The organism is Halalkalibacter hemicellulosilyticusJCM 9152 (genome assembly GCF_000513115.1).
Lineage (GTDB): Bacteria > Bacillota > Bacilli > Bacillales > Bacillaceae_D > Halalkalibacter > Halalkalibacter hemicellulosilyticus.
This window is the reverse complement of the sequence record NZ_BAUU01000030.1, coordinates 1-22,287: the sequence shown is the minus strand read 5'-3', so window position 1 is coordinate 22,287 and position 22,287 is coordinate 1. Positions and strand designations below refer to the sequence as shown.

The following is a 22,287-nucleotide window of genomic DNA, read 5'->3' as shown; positions in this document are numbered from 1 at the left end:
GCTCTTTAAGCAATGCAGAACGTCTACAATCATTGTTACTATAATAAAGAGCATTGAAAAAATTAACTTTATTTTTCAGTGACCTCGTAGTCTGGTGCAGTTTTGTCTGTCATGTAGTCTACGGATCGAACAGCATCGGAGGGGATTTACTTGTTTAGCAAACGTAATCATATTTTTGGAAAAACATTATTTGTACGATTACTTGTTATGTATCATGTTGTTATTTTGCCAATTATATTGCTAGGTTTATATTTGTATAATTGGAGTTATAGTAATGCGAATCAGGAAATTTCACGGTATGCACAAGTACAGTTAACATCTTATTTAGAGAACTTAAATCGCGAAATTGAGTGGATGGAAATTCAACAATTCGATATTTTGCAGGAAAGAGAATTACGAAAAATCGCCTTAACTTGGGATATGATGGATAGTACTGAAAAGAAATCAAGCATTAATTATGTTCTCCATCGATTGACTTCTATTCGAAATACTAGTGCTTATATTAAGGATATTTATATACACATTCGTTCTGTTGATGTCACCATTTCAGCAGTTAATGCAGTCCAAACTTTTGATCAGCTACTCTACGATGCGACGGAAATGACTTTGGAAGGTAATAAAGATAGATTAATAGAAAAGGGTGGATTTTTACACCTAAGGCCTTCAATGATGGGAATTGATCAAGAGGGAGAACCGCTTTATACGGTCCAAGTTGAATTAGACGCTGAGAAGTTGAAGGAATCGTTAGATACGTTAAACATGTATCCAGAAAGTGGCACATTTTTACTTTCAGAAGATTGGAGAGTTATGCTGTCCGTAGGGGAGGAGTCGAATAGAATTCCAAACCATTATTTAAATACAGATAAAAAATTAATAGATAGCACGAATAGAGTGGACGTGGATGGCAGCCTTTATCATTTTGACAAAGCCTATTCTGAAGAATTGGGGCTTTTTGTCGTGACCTATTTACCAGAAGAAATCGTAAAAAGTCCGTTAAATAAATTTAGTAATTGGGTGTGGGTGTTTATTGTCACTTCTATTGTTACGATTATGATTTATTCATACTCTACCTATAAGCTTGTTCATAGGCCACTATTACTTCTTGTTGATGGATTTAAAAGGATGGAGAGTGGTGGTTTAGATAAACCAATTAAACATGAAAAAACGGATGAGTTTGGTTTTATATACGATCGCTATAATAAAATGCTAGTAAAATTAAAACAGCTTATAGATCAAGATTATAAGCAAAAGCTCATGATGCAAAAGGCAGAATTAAAACAGCTCCAGTCGCAAATTAATCCGCATTTTCTATATAATAGTTTCTTTATCTTGAATTCACTTGCTAAGACAGAGGATACGGAGAGAATTGAAGTGTTTACGAAAATGCTTGGAGAATATTTTCGATTTATTACACGTAATGGAGAGAATGAAGTATCGTTAGAGGAAGAAATAAAGCATGCACGTATGTATACAGAAATTCAAAACCTGCGTTTTTCAAGGCGTATAAAAGTGCAATTTGATGAATTACCTGAGCAAATGGAACGAGTAAAAGTACCGAGGCTAATTGTACAACCAATTATCGAGAATGCCTATGAGCATAGTCTTGAAAAAATGTCAGATGAAGGGTATCTACGTATACATTATGAAGTGTTGAATGATGAATTTTCAATTATCGTGGAAGATAATGGTGACACGGTCAATGATGATAAGATTTATAAGTTGGCTAAGCATATTATGAACATAGACGAGCACCAGGAGCAGACAGGTATGATTAATATTCACCGAAGAATGGTATTAACTTATGGAACAGGTAGTGGATTGTTCTTGTCGAAAAGTGAACTAGGCGGTCTGAAAGTCGTGATCCGAATTAAACAAAAGGGGGAGAATGAGGATGTACAGACTATTGATCGTGGATGATGAAGAAATCATTACTGATGGTTTATATGAAGTGTTTAGTCGGTTAATGCCTGATCAGTTAGACGTTTGTAAAGCATACTCTGGAAAAGAGGCTTTGAATTGGATGTCCAATACTAGAATTGATATTGTACTTACTGATATTGCGATGCCTGGAATGAGTGGATTGGAACTGATTGAGGAGATACAAGCATATTGGCCTAGGTGTAAAGCCATTTTCCTCACGGGACATAGTAACTTTGAATATACATATAAAGCGATTCAAATGCCTAATGTTCGATATTTACTCAAAACAGAAGGATACGATAAGGTGACGGAAACCGTAATAGAAGTGATGGAGGAAATTCAACGCCGCCAACTTGACAACCTATTGTTAGAGCAATCTCGCGAGCAAATATACGCCTATGAAATGATGGCGCAAGGAGATTATTTGAGACATCTTTTACAAAAAAGCAAGGCTGTTTGTGCAGATCAAGAAGTGCTTCTAAATGAGTTCAAAAAGTTAAATATTTCATTAGATCCTACAAGTGGGGTTATGATGGTTCTTGCTCATTTGGATTATCAAAAAGGAAAAACATATACGGAAAGAAGTGAAATTCTTTCCGCTGTTCGGGCGATTTGGGAGGATCACTTTTCTGATCAGATCCATTGTAATGGAATTGTCGATAAACATGGAGATATTCTTTATTTTATCCAACCAATCTTATTTAAAAAAAATGAAAAAGTAGATAAGCATTTTCATAAATATTTAGAAGGTACTCTGGAGCTCGTTCAAGAGGAATGCTTAAGTTCAATTGAAGTAACAATTGGCTTTACGATAAGCATTGAGTTTATCAAATGGGAAGATGTAACAAAAATGTATGAACGCCTAAGACAGCTTCAGCAACTGAAAATAGGAGAGGACATTCCGGTTATTTTGCGTGCCTCACAAGAGCAAAATAATGAATATACTAGTAACAAAGGATTAGAGTCTAGTCAAATAGTTGAAATCTTAGTCGTTCATCTAGAAGCGAATCGTTCAGAGGAATTTTTCATTTTGTTGAAAGAATTAGAACAATCGTTACAAAATGGTTGTATACAACAAATGATCGAAACGTACTTTTCTGTGGCTATTGTTCTGTATTCCTATATTAATAGGATGGGCTGGTACAATAGAATTGATCATTCGGAAAAGTTATTGAGACTAGATGATCATGCTTCGATGAAAAGCGGTTTTCGATATTTAAATGACATTGCGACGGAAGTTTTCAAGGTTAAACAAACGGATGAACGAGACAGAGCCTCAAAAGTAATTGAACGCATCTGCCAATATATTGAAAATAATTTAAGTGAAGATTTATCACTAGTTCGCTTAGCGGAGGTTCATTATTTTAATCCATCTTATTTATCGCATTTCTTTAAACAAGAATATGGCATTAATTTATCGGAGTACATTGATAAATGTCGGATCAGAAAGGCAAAGAAGCTCCTTAGAGATGGAAATGTTAAAATACGTGATGTTGGAATGGAAGTCGGTTACAATGCCGCACATTCGTTTACTCGCTTTTTAAAAAAGTGACGGGAATGACGCCAAAAGAATTTCGTGATAATTATACGCTAAATTAAAAAAGTAGAAAATAAGTCACGGAAATTTAATGAGCAGTCTTTGGAGAGGGCGCCGAAAAAGTTTAGTTCTTAACTTTTTTGGTGCCCTTTTAATCTTCTTTTTCTGTTGTTATTTGAGTAGCTGAAGCTATATTTTAATGGGAATAGCCTGTTAGGTATCGGTGTTGGTTGTAATAAAGATCGGGTACGTTTAGTCAAAATAGTGTTATCAATTGACAAAATAATTTGATGTAAGCGCTTTATTATTTCGTTAAACTTATAGAAGCAAACATGGAAGAGAGACCAACATGTTAGGAGTGAGATAAATGGAACCAGTGACTAAATCGCAAACGTCACCTAAACAGAAAACGAAGAAAAAGAGTCAATGGACGCTCAATATGCAGACGAAAGAGACGATGGCCGGTTATTTCTTTATTGGTCCAATGGTTATCGGAACGACGATTTTAGTTGTCTTACCGATATTTGCTGCATTGTTTGTTAGCTTTACTGATTGGGTGTTTATTAGAGGTATTGATGATATGAATTTTGTTGGAATTTCTAATTATACAAGACTAGTTCAGGATGATTTGTTTATACAGTCGGTTAGAAATAATATGTGGCTAATATTCGCTGTACCGTTAACTATGTTTTTCTCGTTACTGTTGGCAATCATTATTAATAAGCATGTATACATGAAGGCATTTTTTAAAATTACGTTTTTCATGCCTTATATCTCAAGTATTGTCGCCATTGCGATCGTGTTTCAATTATTATTTCATCCATCTTATGGGCCAATTAATGAGTTTTTAATGGCACTTGGAATTGAAAATCCCCCACGTTGGTTGGCAGATACAAGGTGGGCGTTAGTATCAGTTATTATGATTAGTATTTGGGTATCTATTGGCTTTAATCTCATTATTTATTTAGCAGCTTTGCAAAATATTCCAATGGAGATGTATGAAGCTGCTGATATGGATGGAGCCAATATGCTGAAAAAGTTTTGGTATATTATGCTGCCCATGCTTTCTCCAACGACATTTTTTCTCTTAATAACGGGTATCATTTATAGTTTTAAATCATTTGAATTAATTGTTGTGTTAACAAGTGGTGGACCAGGTTATTCGACGTCGGTAATCGTCTATTACTTGTATGAGCAAGCATTTGAAAATTTACGTTCAGGTTATTCTTCTGCGATTTCAATGGTACTACTCTTGATATTATTAATCATTACCGCCGTCCAATGGTGGGGGCAGAAGAAATGGGTCAATTATTAGTCGGAGGTGGAATAGATGAAGCGTAATGACATCAAAAGCAAAACTGTTAAGCTCATGCTGACCGTTTTTATGTTGCTAATGGGAATCATCTTTCTACTACCTTTTATATGGATGATCTCAGCATCATTAAAGCCTGAACTAGAAGTGTTCGCATACCCAATTCAATGGATTCCTAGTGAATGGCGCTGGAGCAATTATGTAGAAGTATGGAGTGGAGATTTTCCACTGTATTATTGGAACTCTATTAAAGTAACGGTTATGACAACACTCATTTCTACGACTGTTTCTACGCTGGCAGCATATGGATTTTCCAAGATTCATTTTAAAGGACGTCATCTCATCTTCATACTCGTATTAGCGACATTTATGATTCCTGCTCAAGCCATTTTAGTACCGCAATTTATGCTTTATATGTATTTGGATCTATTTGATACGCATTTAGGGCTTATTCTATTAAATAGTTTCAGTGTATTAGGGACATTTATGTTAAGGCAGTTCTTTATGGGAATTCATGATGATTATATCGCGTCAGCTAAAATTGATGGAGCCGGGCATTTGACGATCTTTCGTAAGGTAGCTGTACCGTTAGTACTGCCAGCGATCTCAACATATGCGATTTTGCGTTTTATTTGGACCTGGAACGATTATCAAGGTCCACTTATCTTCTTACGGTCAGATCACTTATCAACAGTCCAAATCGGAATCTCACGGTTTACTTCGATGAGTGGTGAGTATTACAGCTTAATTATGGCTGGTACCGTATCAGCTATCCTTCCATTACTTATCATTTTCTTTTTTGGACAGAAATATGTCATTGAAGGAATTGCTATGGGTGGAGTGAAAGGATAAATATTATTTTTAATAAAAGGGGAGGTTTTTGTATTGAAGAAAGGCAAATGGGTGCACTTATTAATGGGTCTATTGTTTGCGGTGGGATTGGCTGCTTGTTCGAGTGATGAAGGATCAACAAATGATGATGGAGGCACGACAGCAGATGAAAGTAATACACCAGAAGTTGAAGAGAATACAAATGGGGATGAGCCTGTAACGATTCGTATGCATCATTGGTACAATGAAGAGCAAGACAGGTGGCATGAGGTGGTTGAAGCGTTTGAAGCCGAACACCCACATATTAAAGTGGAAACGGTCAGTCCAGAAAATAATGATGCAAATGAAACGATGCAACAGATTGATTTGGCAGCAGCCTCTGGTGATCAGTTGGATGTCATCATTGTCAACGATGCAGCCAATTATTCACAACGTGTAGCTCAAGGAATGTTTGAACCATTAGATGAGTACCTAGATGCAGCAGGAATAGACTATGAAAATGAATATCGTGTAAATACAAATGTGGATGGTCATTATTATGCACTACCAGGTAAATACAACATGTTCTTTGTGATGTTGAATCAAGATGCGCTTGATGAAGCTGGATTAGATGTACCAACTGATTGGACTTGGGATGAATATATGGATTATGCAGCCGCATTGACAGAAGGTGAAGGGCCGAGCAAACGTTATGGTACGTTCTTTCATACATGGATGGATTATGTTAAGTTAGCAGCATTCAATCAGCCGGTAGACAGTAACATCATTAAGGATGATGGAGTTACGTCTAACGTTGACAGTGATCATATTAGACAATCACTTGAAATTCGTGAGAGAGGTCATGAAGAAGGATCTGCGACTCCGTATGCTGATACGATTTCACTTGACTTAAATTATCGTCCACAATTCTTTGGTGAGAGTGCAGCGATGATTATGACAGGAAGCTGGATGATCAATGAACGAGGTGGGGTGGATGATGCTCCAGAATTTACCGTCGCTTATGCTCCTTATCCGAAAGCGAGTGAAGGCGATCCAATTACAACACCAGCCGGTGCGGACTTCTTAACAATGTATTCAGGTTCTGAGCATAAGGAAGAAGCATTTGAATTTATTCGTTGGTATACGACAGAGGGAATTGTGTTACAAGAAAAATATTTACCAGACTATTTAGGTGCTGATTTGGAAGATGTTATTACACGCTTACACGAAGCAAGTCCAGAGGTAGATATTGAATTGGTCAATATGGAATCACTTATTCATACGTTAGAGGTGTCAGAGGCGGCACCCGTCTTCATTCCACCTGCTTTCATTGGTGAAGTTGAGACAGCGTATCGTAATGAGGTTGAACGATTTTTATTAGAGGAGCAAGATATTGATACGACGATTGAAAATGCTCACGAAGCTGTACAAAGTGTTATTGATACAAATGTTAGTGAATAGATTTTAAAGGGATGGTTGCTAATCTGCCTAATGAGAAGAAAAATGCTTCTCATTAGGCTTTCAGCAAATGAAGAGAAAGGAAACCATTTATAAAGCCCAGTATGGAGGTAACGGTGTCTGTTATAATAAATGAAAACGGATCAGGATGTGACAGGGATGATAAAGATAAAGGAGAAGATGTACGAGATCAAGAAAGCAATCTCCTTTCGTCAAAAGCTACTGCTCATTATTTTCGTATTTATGGCACTACCGATCCTCTTTAGTATGGGGAATATTATTGTAACAAGTCTAAATGTGGTGAAAGAACAAACGATTAAAAGTGAGGAATACAACTTAGAGCTAGCAGATGTATATTTCTCTAAATTGGTCGATGACGTCATTCAATCGATGAATTATGTTCATTTTGATTCGGAAATTAGAAGTACATTAAATCGTGGATTGCAAGAACCGATTCCACCAAGAGCCTTTCTTGATATAAACGCAAAGTTAGATCACATAACTAGGAATAGCTATATTCGAATGGCGATTCTCCCAGCAAAAGGAGAGTACTACTTTTCAAATACGTCATTTAATGGCAGTTTTGAATATGATCAATTAGAGCCGTGGTTTGAAAAGCTTGAGAGCATTTCGACATACCAAGTGTATCGTTTTCTTGCTAAGGAATTACATGATGCCCGAGAGCCAGGGCATTTTCTTTACCAAAATGATCAAGTGATTGTACTAGGCCGCAAGCTCACGAACTATAGAGGGGAAACAACGGCATATATTTTTGCTGGCGTTAACAAAATTGCGCTCGACCAATTAACGAAAAACCTTGCTGAGGATCGAACTATTTTTCTGTTAGATGAAAATGGAAGCGTTTTATATGACGATTCTGACATATTAATTAGTCAGCCTTTTCCTTATCTTAAACAGATGGATGAGCAAGACTCATATTTCATAATAGATTCAGCTGATGATGACTATTTATTAGTCTATCAACCTTTTTCAAATGGTGATTGGACGATCGTTAGTGCTATGCCTTATCATACAGCGATTGACGAGTTAGGAAATGCGTTTACATTTAATGTGTATATGCTAACAATGGCACTTATTTTACTAGTAATCATTTTATTATTTGTTGTTAATCGCTATTTGCAACCAATCGGAAACTTAGCTACTATTGCCAAAGAAATTGATGCAGGGAATCTTATGGTTCGCTCGAATATTAGACGTAATGATGAAATCGGACGTTTAAGTATGGCGTTTGATTTAATGCTTGATCGAATTCAGGATGCTCTTGGCCAAGTGAAGCTTGAACAACGAATGAAAAGAAAGGCCGAAATGGCAGTGTTACAATCAAAAATTAAGCCTCATTTTATATTTAATGTTCTTAGTACATTACGAATACAAGTACTAAAAAATAATGATGAACAATCGGCAGATTTAATTTTATCATTTGGTAAGTTTTTACGTAGTGTGTACAAAGGAGACGAATCGATTTCCCTTGAAAAGGAAGTCGAGCATATGACGAATTATATCGATGTGATTAATTCGATGAGGCAGCATCCGATTAAGCTTCATACACACATTAGTTATGAAGCTAAGAACGTTATTGTTCCTCGATTTTTCATTCAACCAGTTGTAGAAAACGCTTGCAAGCATGGCATTCAGAATTATTCTGGTTCGATTACGATCACAGCCTATGTAAAGGGTGGCTATGTGTTCGTAAATGTACAAGATGATGGAGTGGGTATGGATGAAACAGATCTTAATACGTTACAAAGTAGTTTTGAATATGACAAAAAGCAAATGATCGCAACATATCTTAAGGAGCCTAGGAAGGAATTTGGCATTGGTTTGAAAAATGTGTATGAACGAATGACATTAATTTATGGGGATCGATTTGAACTGCATATTCAATCAAAGAGGAAGAAGGGATTAACGGTTCTATTTCGTTTTCCTGCTAACACTAAAATGGAGGTGGAAGATGAAGGTTCTTCTCGTTGATGATAATTTTCAAATGTTGGAGTTTATGTATGAGATGATTTCATGGAGAGAATTAGGTTTAGAGGTCATTGGGAAATGTGAGACAGGAATCGATGCACTCGAAATAGCTCAAGACAAAACACCAGATATTCTCATTACAGATATTGATATGCCGAATATGAATGGTTTGGAGCTAATTGCGCAAATGAAATCACTTAATGAGCATGTGCAAGCACTCATCATTTCCTGCCATGATGATTTTCATTATGCCCAAAAAGCTGTGCGGCTTTATGTAAATGATTATATTTTAAAAGAAACACTGGAACCGAAAACGTTTCGAGTAGCGGTTAATAAGCTTGTGTCTGAGGCTAGAAAGCAGAAGCAAGAACAAGCAAAGGTTGCCTCTTTAAAAACAATCGTCGATCAAAATAAAAAAAATTTGAAAAAGCAATGGCTGCAAAATTTTCTAACATCTTCTAATTTAAATGAGCGTGAATGGAAACATACAAACGAGTACTTCCAATTGAACTTGGATGATTATCATTACATTCCGATTAGTGGAAGAATGATGAACATTGAAGCTGGCTGGGAGAAATTTCGTTCATCAGAGGAGCTATTTTCTTTTTTTGTTGAGAAAGTAGCTAAGGAAACGCTGGGGCAAGGAATAGAGCTTGAAGGGGCTCTCTATGAACCGGATCAATTGATATGGTGCTTTCCATATGTACCAACAATGAAAGAGAATCCTTATGAGGAAGTTCGCAAAAGGCTAAAGCAATTTCAAACTATATTAAAAAAATGTAGTGGAGTGTGTATAACATTTGCTTATAAACAGGCCGTTACATCGGTGTTAGAGTTGAAGCAATCACTCAAACAATTAACGAGTAGTGAAGCTAAATGGTTTTATGTTGAAGAGCAAGAGATCGTGCGATTTGAGGATATTAAAGAATCAACGAATGATCAAACGATCTTTCAGTATTATAATGAGGCATTGGAAGAATGGAAGAAGGTAACTCTAGAAGGGGACCAAGTGAAAGCTTCACAGATTGTTGATCGCTGGATGTCAATTATAAAAAAGGAACACTATCATCCGGATTCGGTTAGAAGCTGGCTTCATAACCTCATTATCACGATTGAACTTCATTATTATTATACTTTTGAGAATGAGCGACATCATGGATCACGGCATAGTAGCATCCAGGAAATAGCTAATGTGTGCCAGCTTAAGAAGTATATGAACGACTTCTTCCAACGTATTATTCATTTTGTTCAATCATCTAGTCGTACCGAACGATTAGAAGTGTGGGAAGCAAAAAAATATGTTGAGCAAAATCTGCATGAACGAATTACGATGGAAGCAGTTGCTAATAACCTATATATGAATCCGAGTCATTTTAGTCGATTATTTAAAAAGGAAACGGGTGAAACGTTTATAGAGTACGTGATTCGAGTGAAAATGGAGAAGGCAGCAGCTTATTTACGTGAGACAAATAAGGCGATTGAAGATATTGCTCACATGCTTGGCTATGAAAATACGAGTTATTTTATAAAGCTATTTAAAAAGCGTAACGATATATCGCCATTAGAGTATCGAAAGGCAAATTGAACACACAGCTGCTGAAGCGGCTGTGTGTTCAAACGTTTTGAGACATAACAATCGATATTTACAAATCAAATATGCAAAAATAGCACTATAGATAGTCAAGATAATGGCATAGAAAGCAGACATACTTATGTTAAAATGTAAGCGCTATCATAGATGAGGGTCTCAAGGCTTATCAATCATTTTATTTAACGCAGGAGGTGATTGAAGGAATTTGTCTTTTCATCATGAGCGACACCCTGTTGTAAGGAAAAGTCAAATGATGATCAGGATCAACTGTTAACGAACACTCTTAGTCATGATTGTTTCCTGATAAAAAGGGAGAGTTGAAAAAATGGTTAATGAAATGAAACGTTATTCAACGTATTGGTTGTATATCGTGATTAGTCTCATCATGATTGCTTTACTTGTCCTAATGATGGCTGCAAATGAATCAAGAGCAGAGGACGGGACGAGAACAATTGTCATAGATGGAACGGATGTCGATGAGTATAACCGATTTAAAGGATTTGGAACAGTTTCAGCAAATAACACGTCTCGGTTAATGATCGATTATAAAGAAGAGCATCCTGATCAGTATTGGGAGATAATGCACCAACTATTTGATCCGAATACAGGTGCAGGCCTCGTTCATGTAAAAGTGGAGCTAGGTGCAGATGTCGATTCTTCGTCAGGAACAGAGCCTGCTACGATGCGTTATGCTGATGAACCGGCAAATGTTTTACGTGGTGCAGGGTTTCAATTTGCTGCAGATGCGAAGTCCATTAACCCTCACATTACAACTGAAATTCTACGCTGGGGAGAGCCGCGTTGGACGTGGGAAGGTGTAGCAAATCAAGAGTATGAAAATAGATATCAATGGTTTAAACAGACGATTGATGCGGTTTATGAAGAGTTTGGTTTTTCGTCTTGATTATGTAGGAATTTCACAAAATGAACGAGCTCAAAATAATGGAAGAAATGAGCTTGAGTGGTTGAAGTATTATACGTCACGAATAAAGGAAGAGCCGAATTATGATGAATTTTATAAGGACATTAAATTAGTTGGTGGTGATGGTTATCGTGATACGAGAACCATCAGTCAGACATTGCTTGATCATCCTGATTTAATTGATGAAATTGATGTCATTAGTAGTCATTACGGCTTAACTGGTTCAAGTGAGCTGACACAGCTTCAAAGCCATTTAATAGCTGAAGGTAAAGAGCCGAAAGAGATTTGGTCTTCAGAAGGGGTCTCACCAATGATTAATGCTAGGTATCGAATTAATATGGAGCCACATTATCAAGGAGTTGGTGGGCATGCGGGAACAGTGGACGTCATTTCACGAATTATGCTGATGTATCATTGGGAAGGGGCAGGCAACAATCCACTTCAAGCAGTATCTTTTGATTTTCAACCTTCTGTTGGAGCATTTTATCAAGGTTCTGCCTATACACCTAAGCATTTAATTAATGCATTTACACCATGGAATGGCTCCTTTGAAATGGATGGGGGGATAAAAGGGGTTCGGCATGTAATGAATTTTGTTGGCTATAATGATCCAGCAACAGATGAAAATGAGAGATGGATGTATATAAAAGAAGCGACTTACAATGATGGAACGTTTAATGATGGAGGCGTTCAAGTAGATACAGGCACTCATAATTATATGACAGTAAAAGATCCTAATACGGATGATTACACAACAGTATATGCAAATAATACGCGGGAGACACGTCACTATAAAATCGAGGCGAAGAATTTAAATGGGAAAGAAAATGCACCATTATATGTTTGGGAAACAAGAGGTCCAGACGTAGGACAGGCCTATGATGCGAACTGGTTTCAGCAAATTAATAAAATTGAGCCAGTTGATGGTCAGTATGAAATTGAGGTGAAGCCTTATTCACTCCTGACAGTCACAACGCTCGATCGGAAATCTGAAATTGAAGGATTTGAGTATGTATCTAGTCCTTTTGATATTTTACAGGATACGATACTGCCGTTACCGTATGTTGATGATTTTGAATATAGTGAGTACTCTATTGATGATCAAGGAAGAGACTACGTTGAACGTCGAGGTGGTACACCACGTTATACGACTGATCAGCGGGGAGCATTTGAAGTCGTGAAAGAAGCCACGATACAAGAGACGAGTGGCAGCGCGAATCGTATTGTGCGGGATATTCCAGAGGCAGAAGAAAGAGGCAATATGCTTCAACAAAAAATAACATATGAGATTATCGGCGCGGATTGGGCTGTTTGGGGAGGAACGGATGGGTCTGCAAGTAATAGTAACCCACATACGAACTTTGGGGACTACCGCTGGGTGAATTATAAGGTGTCTTATGATTTTTTACTTGATACTCACACACCTGAAGTGAGTGGGCGAAGTAACTATGCGCTAATAGGATTACGACATGTCAAGGCAGGTGGAACGGATTCACATGCACCATACAATGCGCGTGTGTATTCAGATGGTACGTATGAAATATTAAAGCTTGGTAATGTCGTTTCAAGTGGCACAGTAGATGGCTTCGATCCAAATATTTGGAATAACCTTGCATTTGAAGCAAAGGATAACGTTTTTACATTATATGTGAATGATGAAGAAATAGCGGTTTATAAGGATGAGGACTCGATCGTTATGTCAGGAAGAGCGGTTATTGGATCAGGTTATTATGAAACCCTTTATGATCAGCTACGTGTCGATCCAATTGCTGGCTACCCATACATGTCTGAAAAATATGATAGTGCGCAAGGTATGAAGGTAGGCACAGTAGAAGAAGCACGAAATAACAATGATCGTAGTAATCCAATCGGTTATATTGGGCAGTGGGATTTCGGTCAAGTCGGTTATGCTCATTTTAATCGTACACGAATGACGGCAAGTACAGATGTACCGTATGGAATGGGGTTACCGTTAGTTTTAGAGATACAGCCGATGAACAAGGAGAGTTAAATCGTGTATATTATTCTGGTAGTTGGTCATCGAATAATGCGAATTCATGGTCAGGAGTAGGAGGATCGTTTGAAATTACGTTTAAAGGGACAGAGATTAGGTTGTTTGGAATAACAAATCCTTCGAATGGAACGGCTGATATTTATTTAAATGGCGAGCTAGTAGGTGAAGCCAATTATTTAAATAATAGTTCAATTGAGCAAGTCGTTTGGTCAGCAGACGGGCTTGAAGATAAACAACATACGTTAGAAGTAGTTACAACTGATCGATACGTGAGCTTTACAAAAGCAGAAATAGAGACAACTGATCCAGTATTAGCCGTTACAAATCTTGCTCCAAGTAACTTTATTCCAATAACAGAAGATCATGAAGTTGGTGAGGAGGAAAATACGGTTTATGCGTTAAGAAAGAATGGGAATGTATGGGGATCTAATCAAACGAATGCTTGGGCAAATTTTAATGATGATCCGTATTTAGTTATTAACTTCACTGGTTCAGGAATTGATTATTTCTCTGGAACAGGTGATGAAACTCTGTACAATTTTGAACTGAACGGTGAAGATTTGGGGGATTTTGCCGTTATCCCACAAACTGGAATTAGGTTCTCGATTAGAGACTTAGAGGAAACAGCTCATACATTAAAAGTGTCATTAAAGGACAATGAGAAAAAAGAAGACTTTATGGATTACAGAGGTGTTAATATTTATAGCACGCCAAGTCCTGAAAGCAGCAATACTAGTATGCTCTTTCATTTTAATGGAACAGGATTTAATCTGTTCGGTGCAACTTCAGATTCAGTTATTGATGTTTACATTGACGGAGAATTGATTGAGGAGAACTATCGAGTGTACTCACGAGGAGATAGACAAACATCCTATTATATTCGTGGACTTGATAAAGGAGATCATACTGCACACATTGTTGTAAAAGGAGGAACATTCACGATAGAAGGATTAGACATTATTAAAGGAGCTAGTCAAGGTGATGATGAAAGCCCTGGAGACGGAGATGAAGGCCCTGGAGACGGAGATGAAGGCCCTGGAGACGGAGATGAAGGCCCTGGAGACGGAGATGAAGGCCCTGGAGACGGAGATGAAGGCCCTGGAGACGGAGATGAAGGCTCCGGAGATGGAGATGAAAGCCCAGGGGATGAAGAAAAGGGACAAGATGATGGGCAAGGGTTACCTGCAACAGCAACAAATTTGTATAACTGGTTACTAGTAGGAATGGTATTGTTTGCAATTGGTTTAGTTTCAATCGTTTATAGAAAAAGAAGGACGATTGAGTAATAAAAAAGAGCAGTGATCAGCTAGGAGTAGTAGTCGCTGCCTTCATTTATAAAATAAGAATTTATATTTAACAGGCCGGTCAAGTGACGGGATCAGTAATGACAGCCGACAGTATTCAAACGCATAGTATGTTGGACGTGCCGATGCGATCATACCTGCGGATTTCTCCGATTTCCGCATTGAAAGGCGGCCAGATTTTCGTTAAACTCCCCGCTAAATCCGTTGTTGTGCTTTTTAGTGAACCACTCAGAAAAGCTTCGATTTAATTGGATCGGGGCTCTTCTGAGTGCCAATCATCGTATGTATGCTGTTCTTCTTTTCAGATTGCTCAAATATACTGTTACCGATCCAGCCTGTAGGACTTTGGGGGACATCCGTAAGCCTTGGTAAACTGCCGAGTGAAATAATTGCTGTCGTTAAACCCGCATTTGTGGGAAATTTCCGTAATGGTGAGTTTCGTCTGCTTCAACAACATGCATGCGCGCTCCAAACGAAGCCGCTGCAAATAGGAGATAGGGGTCGTTTGATAATAGGATTGAAAGATTCGGTTCAAGTGCCTGATCGAAATATTGGATTTGCTCGCGATTTCCTCCAGCGTAAGCGGCTCGAGATAATGATCTTCTATATAGGAAATCGCATTCGCCAATTGCATCAAATTACTGGACTCAGCCTTCTCTTGCCTGTCATACTGTCTTGACAAATAGACGACAAGCTCCATAAACCGGGAAATGAGCATCGTCTGATACCCTTGAAGTCTATTGTTATATTCGTCAATCATAACGGAGATGAACTCTGAGACATATTCTAGGTTGGGAATCGGCAAACTGAGCTTGCTTTTATAAGGATAAATATTGCGGTAAAACGGTTCCAAAACAAAGAGTGCCTGAAAACCGTTGGAAGTCTTTAGATCCGGACCGGCATACCGAAGCATTTCGGGCCTGTACATAATATTGCAAATCTTGAAATCATGAGGATCTTTGTAAGCATGGGCGTTGGATTCGTTTATAACAAATACGTCTCCTTTCTTAATAAAGGAGCTTTCGGTATTGACGATATGCGTAGCGTTCCCGTTCAATACAATCACGAGCTCGGAGAACTCAAAATGCTTATGCAGGTTAGTATCTTTGACGTGTCCCCCATATTGAATAAAGAACGGGAACTGCTCATCCTTCGTAAACCATTCTAATTGGACGTTACTCAATAGACCCACCCTTTCACTCATCATTATACCGATGGCTATATTATGCTATTACATGGCTCGAAAATCAAGGAATATTGTCAAAATGTGCTATATAATTCAGAAATGATTTACGAAAATATGTTCAGGAGCATGTCAAACTTTGGAACGAATAGGAGTGCAGTTTTATGCAGTATAAAAATCCGGTCATTCCCGGTTTTTATCCCGATCCGAGCATCTGCCGGGTCGGGGATGATTATTATCTGGTGACCAGCTCTTTTGAATATTTTCCTGGAGTCCCTATTTTTCACAGCAAGGATCTTGTCAATTGGCGCCAAATCGGGCATTGTCTCACGACCGAGCGGCAGCTGCCTCTGACACACGCCTGGAGTTCTGGAGGGATCTATGCCCCGACGATCCGCCATCACGATGACTGGTTCTATATGGTAACAACGAATGTGAGCGGGATTGGCAACTTCTTTGTCCGTGGTGAACAGCCCTTCGGACCTTGGTCCGATCCGATACCTGTCGCGCAAAGCGGCATTGATCCTTCGCTGTTCTTCGATGAGGACGGCTGTGTATATTTCCAATCTGCTCGTAACGGCGATGAAGGCAATGGCATTTATCAATGTGAGATTGACATCTCGACCGGAAGCATGCTGACGGAGAGTCGTTTGATCTGGAAGGGAACGGGCGGTGCAAATCCGGAAGCTCCGCATCTTTACAAGATCAACGGATATTATTATTTAATGATTGCCGAAGGAGGGACAGAGTACGGCCATATGGTGACAATCGCAAGAAGCATCGATCCTTATGGACCTTATGAACCGTGTCCAAGTAATCCGATCTTATCTCACAGAAGCTTGAACAGTAGTATACAAGCAACCGGTCATGCGGATCTGGTACGGGCGCATGACGGAAGCTGGTGGTCGGTTTTCCTGGGCATCAGGCCTGCCTCCTATCCCTATCGGCATCATCTAGGTAGAGAGACTTTCCTAGCGCCCGTCACATGGACAACCGACGGCTGGCCGGTCATCGGTCACGGCGGACGCATCGAGCCCGTTATGACGGCACCGCAACTGCCTGAAGTCCGGTGGTCACTTAAGGCAAACAGGGATGATTTTGACGATGCGATGCTGGGTTTTGACTGGGTTTTCTTGCGGAATCCGGCTCCGGAAAGCTGGTCGCTTCACGAAAGTCCGGGGAATCTTGTGCTGCAAGGGAATAAGGTGTCGCTTGACGACGCAGGCGCTCCCGCTTTTGTGGGCCGCCGACTCTGCCATTTGTCATGCAGTATAGCCGCTCTGCTCGATTTCGAGCCGGTGAATGACGGTGAAGAAGCTGGACTTACCGTATTTATGAACGAACGATATCACTACGATCTGGCCGTAAAACTTAAAGAAGGACGCAAGGTGATCGTATACAGACGAACTGTAGGATCAATGAGAACAGAATATATGCGGGATTGCGCAGAGGGGGCTGTCGTGCTTAAGATTGAGGCTCGTCCGGAATTATTTCTATTCAAAGTGCAGCAGGATCAACCTGATGATGATCTTGAATTGGGCTCAGGAGAAACTCATTTGCTCTCAACGGAGGTAGCGGGCGGCTTTACGGGAATAATGATTGCTATGTATGCCGTATGCGGAACGGGACAGAGTACGTCTGCACGCTTTGATTGGTTCGATTATAATCCTGCGACTTAGTCTATACAGGTGACTTTAAGATGTTGTTAAAAACGATGAGATTGTCGTAGCAGTGGGGGCAACGATATAAGTACGACCGGACGAAGCTCCATTCAACTGTTGGATAACTGCAAACAATTGAGTCTGCATGAAAAAAGCGGTAAGGAAACATCATCTCCTATCCGCTTTTTTCATACCAACAATACGACTGGGTCTTATATGTCTCTTTTGTGCTATTTTATGTCCTGAATATTAAGGTTTGTTAATCAAGCTGTGTTATAAAATTATTTCGAAGCTAAGATGTATACGCTTTCAAAAAAACTATTAAAAGGAGATTAGCTGATGAAAACAAGGAAATTATCGAGTGGACTTAACAAATCAATCATTTCTTTATTTGTGTTTGTTTCGCTTCTGCTGATGTGCGCGTTTCCCGCCACAGCCGACGACAGCGATCCGTTCCTACCTCCCGGTGGCGCGGATTGGAACAAGCTGATTGAGCTCAAGATCGATGCTTTTGGATGGAACGATGGTAACGAGGTTACCGATGATACCTATTTGGGCCAAGAAGCGAAGAAGATCGAAACCAACGGCAACTGGGTAGCCAATTATACCCTGAACGGTTGGCAGACGTTGGATATAAGTCTGTATGAAAATGGCACATTGGAGTTTGATGCTGTCGGTGCTGTCGGCGGTGAAACATTCTCCGTGGGCTTCGAGGACGTCGTCATGGAAAGGGTAGTCAACGGCGAGTTTTACACGAAAGATGGCAATCTTACGCATCAAACCTCTGAGGAAGCCTTGATTTCCCTTCCGGAAAGTCTTACGACTGAATGGAAGCGTTATTCCATTCCATTGAAGGACATCTTTGATGCCAATAACATTTTCGATAGTTCTAGTGTGCAAGTGCTCAGGTTCAAAGGGGATAGCTTCCCAGAGACGTTCTGGATCAGCAACATTGTCATCAATTCGCCGGACAGGGCGCCAAGCTATGCCCCGATTAAGGTGAATCAGGTCGGGTATATCCTTAATCTTGAGAAGTACGCTTTAGTAAGCGGCTATTACGACGAGTTGACCGCAATGCCCGACACGCCTTTTCAGGTGAGAAAGGCAACGGATATGAGCATTGCCTACTCTGGCGCATTGTCCTTGGTCACAGAGTATGATGAATCCTCCGGGGAGAAGGTGTTAAAGGCGGATTTCACCGGCCTGAATGAACCGGGCGAATACGTGCTGACTGTGGATGGGGTCGCTGAACCTTCTGTTGCCTTCCAGATCGGCGATGGCAGCATTTACAGCACTCTCCTGAAAGATGTGCAGAAGTTCTTCTACTTCCAGCGCGCCAATGAGGATTTGTTAGAGGAACACGCTGGGATCTTCGCTAGGACCGGCGAACGCAAGGAAGACCACAACCTTCCGTTCCAATCCGATCCGACAATCACGAAAGATGTTTCCGGAGGATGGTGGGATGCCGGCGACTTGGCCAAATATGTCACAGTGGGAGCTACGGCCATCTCTGATCTTCTCTGGGCATACGAGAGTTTTCCGAGCCAATTTCAGGACCATTCGTTGAATATCCCGGAAAGCGGCAACGGCATCCCGGATTTGCTGGATGAGATCAAGGTTGAAACGGATTTTCTACTCAAAATGCAGGACGAGGAAACAGGAGGCTTCTATGCTTATGTCATACGGGATGCTGCGCCGAATCGTTTTATCATGGATGGAACTGCGGATAATAGACTCATTCCGACGTACCACACTGGTGCGGCAGTTGGCGCTCTGACTCATGCATATATTGTCATGAAGGATTTTCCTGAGTTAGAGGATTATGCTGAGACGTTGCTGGATGCGGCTCTCCGTGGATGGAACTACCTGGAGCAGAATCCGGAATTTATTCCGCAGCCGGATGGTCCGTACAACGGAGACAGCGATGTGAACGACCGTTTCTATGCAGCGGCGACGTTGTACCGGGCAACCGGAGAGCAAGTGTATAGCGATTATGTCGTTTCTAACTATACAAATTTCGCCGATATATTCGAACAGGGCACGTTCTCGCACAATACCGGCAGCTTAGTAAGGATCGGCTTCTACCATTACATGATGGGCGAGCAGCCGGACCCCACAGTGCAGGAATGGTTCACCAATAAGTTTATCCAATGGCGGGACATTGTCATCGACAATAGTTTGAATAATGCAGTGTGGCGGAATTCCCCGAATGGATTTTATTGGGGAGCGAATTCGAATGCCGCTGGTGTTCCTGTTGGTCTCGCGATTGGAAGTCGTCTTCTCGGCTTATTTAACGAAGATGACCTGAAGGTAGCAAGCGGTAATCTGAACTATCTACTTGGAATTAACCCGCTGCAGATGAGCTATATCACTGGTCACGGTGAGCGTCGGGTCGTTAGAGTGTTTCATAGTATTTACAATGCAGACTTTCTCTTGGAGATGCCGAACGGTTACATGCCTGGAGGTGCGAACAACAACGGACGCTATACCTTCGCCGGCAAGGCTTACAACTATTCCTCCGTCGATTGGAACAGCAATGAGCCAGCCTTGAATTACAACTCTCCCTTGACCTACCTGGTTGCATTGTTGTCCGAAGCGGATTCGGAGGAATCTTCACAGGGAGGCTCTGGAGACGGAGAAGGAGGCTCTGGCACTGGAGACGGAGAAGGAGGCTCTGGCACTGGAGACGGAGAAGGAGGCTCTGGCACTGGAGACGGAGAAGGAGGCTCTGGCTCTGGAGACGAAGAAGGAGGCTCTGGCTCTGGAGATGGAGAAGGAGGCTCTGGAGATCGAAGCTCAAGGGATGAAGAAGGTAAGGGACAAAATGATGGGCAAGGATTACCTGCAACAGCGACAAATTTGTATAATTGGTTACTAGTAGGTATGGTATTGTTTGCAATTGGTTTAGTTTCAATCGTTTATAGAAAAAGAAGGACGATCGAGTAATAAAAAAGGGCAGCGAATCACTAGGAGTAGTATTCGCTGCCCTTCTTGGGAGTGTAGTATAAACTGTGTAAGTAAGAAATGCGTACGGTTCGGTACCTTCTTACTTACACGTTTTTTTATTTGGTAGAATAATAAGTATCAAGCTAAAGGAGTGTTTCAAATGGCAGGGAGGAATTGCACTTGAATGCTCAATAGAATGACAATCCGTTAAAGATTTGGAGGTTGTAATCGTGAAAATGGGAGTCGATTATTATCCCGAACATTGGGAGCAAGACCGCAAAATGGAAATTATTTCAACTCAAGACGAAAAAGGCACCGGTGCATCGCGAGGAAGCAACCCGGCGCCTTTTCGTTTTCCATGACTGGCCTCCTGAATTCGGGAGTCAAAAGCTACTTGAATGATATATTCCGGCTCGCTGCATCCTCGCCCATCTATTCCATAACACCAACTGCATGGAAACGGCCGAACCTACCAATTCATCACTTCTTTTATCTTGTCAATCAGCTTGTCTGCAGCTTTGGAATGGGTTGTCTCCGACGGATGCCAATGTGCACCGAGTCCGTCTTCCACCGATTGAACGTCAAACTTCATAACCGAAATATTAGTATCGCCGGTTTCATTCGAATAAGCAGCGGCTGCTTCCTCCACCATCGGAAAAAGATTATCCCCCATTATTCCCAGGGTAAGCATCAAATGCGCATCCGCGTTATGCGATCGAACCTGCTTCAGAAATTCGACATAGGCATCTCTGTACTCAGCCTGCTTCTCCGGATCATCACCCGTATACGAATAGTCGTTCGTCCCAAGATTTATTACAATCAGATCAGGTACGAATTTGTTAAAGTCCCATGGTGAGTTGTTGACATCCAGATTCCCGTCTATACGTCCGAAAGATTTGGCAATGATGTCATAATATTTAGGAAGCATAGACGATTCGTTCTCAGCGACGATTCCATAACCGCTGTAGGCAACGATGCTATAGTCGGCCTGGAGCGCAGCTGCCGTTTTATATGCATAGGTTTTGGTCACATCTTCTGTTGCAGTGGAAAAATGCTCCTCATCATCAACCCCGTAGCCGGCCGTGATCGAATCACCGATGAACTCGATCTTCCGAACCGATCCTTGTGTTGGTTGAATCCCATCCACAGCATTAACGCGAATCTCGTGGATTCCTGCGGTAGACATGGCAGCCTCCGACAGTTTGATGATCTGAATGACGACATCCTCATCGGAATCACTTTCAAATACGGTGTACGTCTTCAGAGGCTCATTTAATACATCGTCTATGACTCGTTCTCCATTGACATAAATGCCGATCCTTGCATGATTGGTCTCGCCTAACGCAATATGGTCGCCCTTCAGCGTAATTTCCGCCTTCTTGCCTCTAAACTCGAACTCCGCCCCGCTGCCGGACTGCGCCAGCCAAAGCGTGTCATCTAAGAAAGCTGTCCTGCCGATCGGCTTTACGAAGTCCTCCTCTGCTCTAAATAATTGATCGCCCTGCGCCAATATAATATAGTCTACATTCCAGCCTGTATCTCCAGCATCATGTTGGAGCTTCAATGTCGCGCCTGCAGGGATATCGACCGGCACGGTTACGCTAGTGTAAACACCATTCCAAGTGCCGTTCCCGGTAAAG

General features: G+C 40.7%; 15 protein-coding genes. 13 read left to right on the top strand and 2 right to left on the bottom strand.

Features of this window, described 5'->3' with window-relative positions:
• Positions 1–150 precede the first annotated feature (150 nt).
• From JCM9152_RS16775 to JCM9152_RS23460, 10 genes are all read left to right on the top strand, one after another.
• On the top strand, positions 151–1,917 hold the full coding sequence (locus tag JCM9152_RS16775) for a sensor histidine kinase (RefSeq protein WP_035346486.1): 1,767 nt from the start codon (positions 151–153) through the stop codon (positions 1,915–1,917).
• The gene (locus JCM9152_RS16770; protein WP_369384575.1) at positions 1,892–3,472 is read left to right on the top strand and encodes a response regulator transcription factor; all 1,581 of its coding nucleotides are present in this window, start codon (positions 1,892–1,894) and stop codon (positions 3,470–3,472) included. The genes JCM9152_RS16775 and JCM9152_RS16770 overlap by 26 nt, the downstream gene beginning before the upstream one ends.
• Before the next feature lie 352 nt (positions 3,473–3,824).
• A complete protein-coding gene (locus JCM9152_RS16765) occupies positions 3,825–4,772 on the top strand; it encodes a carbohydrate ABC transporter permease (RefSeq protein WP_052016058.1) in 948 nt (315 codons plus the stop codon).
• 15 nt (positions 4,773–4,787) lie between these two features.
• Complete coding sequence (locus JCM9152_RS16760; protein WP_035346484.1) at positions 4,788–5,621, top strand: carbohydrate ABC transporter permease; 834 nt, start codon at positions 4,788–4,790, stop codon at positions 5,619–5,621.
• A 33-nt stretch (positions 5,622–5,654) separates the two neighbouring features.
• Positions 5,655–7,040: an ABC transporter substrate-binding protein gene (locus tag JCM9152_RS16755; protein WP_035346483.1), complete on the top strand. Its 1,386-nt coding sequence runs from the start codon at positions 5,655–5,657 to the stop codon at positions 7,038–7,040.
• A gap of 156 nt (positions 7,041–7,196) precedes the next feature.
• Positions 7,197–9,029, top strand: coding sequence for a sensor histidine kinase (locus JCM9152_RS16750; RefSeq protein ID WP_158318456.1), 1,833 nt, complete (start codon positions 7,197–7,199; stop codon positions 9,027–9,029).
• Complete coding sequence (locus tag JCM9152_RS16745; RefSeq protein WP_035346480.1) at positions 9,010–10,611, top strand: response regulator transcription factor; 1,602 nt, start codon at positions 9,010–9,012, stop codon at positions 10,609–10,611. The genes JCM9152_RS16750 and JCM9152_RS16745 overlap by 20 nt, the downstream gene beginning before the upstream one ends.
• Before the next feature lie 331 nt (positions 10,612–10,942).
• Complete coding sequence (locus tag JCM9152_RS23470) at positions 10,943–11,521, top strand: glycoside hydrolase family 30 protein (protein ID WP_052016056.1); 579 nt, start codon at positions 10,943–10,945, stop codon at positions 11,519–11,521.
• Positions 11,496–13,550 (top strand): glycoside hydrolase family 30 protein, encoded by a 2,055-nt coding sequence (locus tag JCM9152_RS23465; RefSeq protein WP_052016053.1) that lies wholly within the window; start codon positions 11,496–11,498, stop codon positions 13,548–13,550. The genes JCM9152_RS23470 and JCM9152_RS23465 overlap by 26 nt, the downstream gene beginning before the upstream one ends.
• 101 nt (positions 13,551–13,651) lie before the next feature.
• Positions 13,652–14,839, top strand: coding sequence for an LPxTATN C-terminal sorting signal domain (locus tag JCM9152_RS23460; protein ID WP_052016052.1), 1,188 nt, complete (start codon positions 13,652–13,654; stop codon positions 14,837–14,839).
• Between the two features lie 340 nt (positions 14,840–15,179).
• On the opposite strand, the gene JCM9152_RS16735 is transcribed toward JCM9152_RS23460, so the two are convergent.
• Positions 15,180–16,040: a helix-turn-helix domain-containing protein gene (locus JCM9152_RS16735; RefSeq protein WP_035346478.1), complete on the bottom strand. Its 861-nt coding sequence runs from the start codon at positions 16,038–16,040 to the stop codon at positions 15,180–15,182.
• Between the two features lie 164 nt (positions 16,041–16,204).
• Here JCM9152_RS16735 and JCM9152_RS16730 point away from each other — a divergent pair, with 164 nt between their 5' ends.
• The 3 genes from JCM9152_RS16730 (at position 16,205) to JCM9152_RS23780 (ending at position 21,009) form a co-directional block, all read left to right on the top strand.
• A complete protein-coding gene (locus tag JCM9152_RS16730) occupies positions 16,205–17,719 on the top strand; it encodes a glycoside hydrolase family 43 protein (protein ID WP_035346475.1) in 1,515 nt (504 codons plus the stop codon).
• 321 nt (positions 17,720–18,040) lie between these two features.
• Complete coding sequence (locus JCM9152_RS16725; protein WP_052016051.1) at positions 18,041–20,647, top strand: glycoside hydrolase family 9 protein; 2,607 nt, start codon at positions 18,041–18,043, stop codon at positions 20,645–20,647.
• 230 nt (positions 20,648–20,877) lie between these two features.
• Entirely contained in the window at positions 20,878–21,009 is a 132-nt protein-coding gene (locus JCM9152_RS23780) for a hypothetical protein (RefSeq protein WP_268870752.1), read from the top strand.
• A gap of 107 nt (positions 21,010–21,116) precedes the next feature.
• Here JCM9152_RS23780 and JCM9152_RS16720 read toward each other — a convergent pair.
• A partial coding sequence (locus JCM9152_RS16720; RefSeq protein ID WP_369384574.1) for an SGNH/GDSL hydrolase family protein occupies positions 21,117–22,287 on the bottom strand: 1,171 nt, incomplete at its 5' end.

What these genes read in the sequence shown, in the direction of transcription:
- JCM9152_RS16770 (WP_369384575.1), top strand. Translation starts at nt 1,892, where the DNA reads ATGTACAGACTATTGATCGTGGATGATGAAGAAATCATTACTGATGGT.
- JCM9152_RS16745 (WP_035346480.1), top strand. Translation starts at nt 9,010, where the DNA reads ATGAAGGTTCTTCTCGTTGATGATAATTTTCAAATGTTGGAGTTTATG.
- JCM9152_RS16765 (WP_052016058.1), top strand. Translation starts at nt 3,825, where the DNA reads ATGGAACCAGTGACTAAATCGCAAACGTCACCTAAACAGAAAACGAAG.
- JCM9152_RS16730 (WP_035346475.1), top strand. Translation starts at nt 16,205, where the DNA reads ATGCAGTATAAAAATCCGGTCATTCCCGGTTTTTATCCCGATCCGAGC.
- JCM9152_RS16725 (WP_052016051.1), top strand. Translation starts at nt 18,041, where the DNA reads ATGAAAACAAGGAAATTATCGAGTGGACTTAACAAATCAATCATTTCT.
- JCM9152_RS23465 (WP_052016053.1), top strand. Translation starts at nt 11,496, where the DNA reads ATGAAGAGTTTGGTTTTTCGTCTTGATTATGTAGGAATTTCACAAAAT.
- JCM9152_RS16750 (WP_158318456.1), top strand. Translation starts at nt 7,197, where the DNA reads ATGATAAAGATAAAGGAGAAGATGTACGAGATCAAGAAAGCAATCTCC.
- JCM9152_RS16760 (WP_035346484.1), top strand. Translation starts at nt 4,788, where the DNA reads ATGAAGCGTAATGACATCAAAAGCAAAACTGTTAAGCTCATGCTGACC.
- JCM9152_RS23470 (WP_052016056.1), top strand. Translation starts at nt 10,943, where the DNA reads ATGGTTAATGAAATGAAACGTTATTCAACGTATTGGTTGTATATCGTG.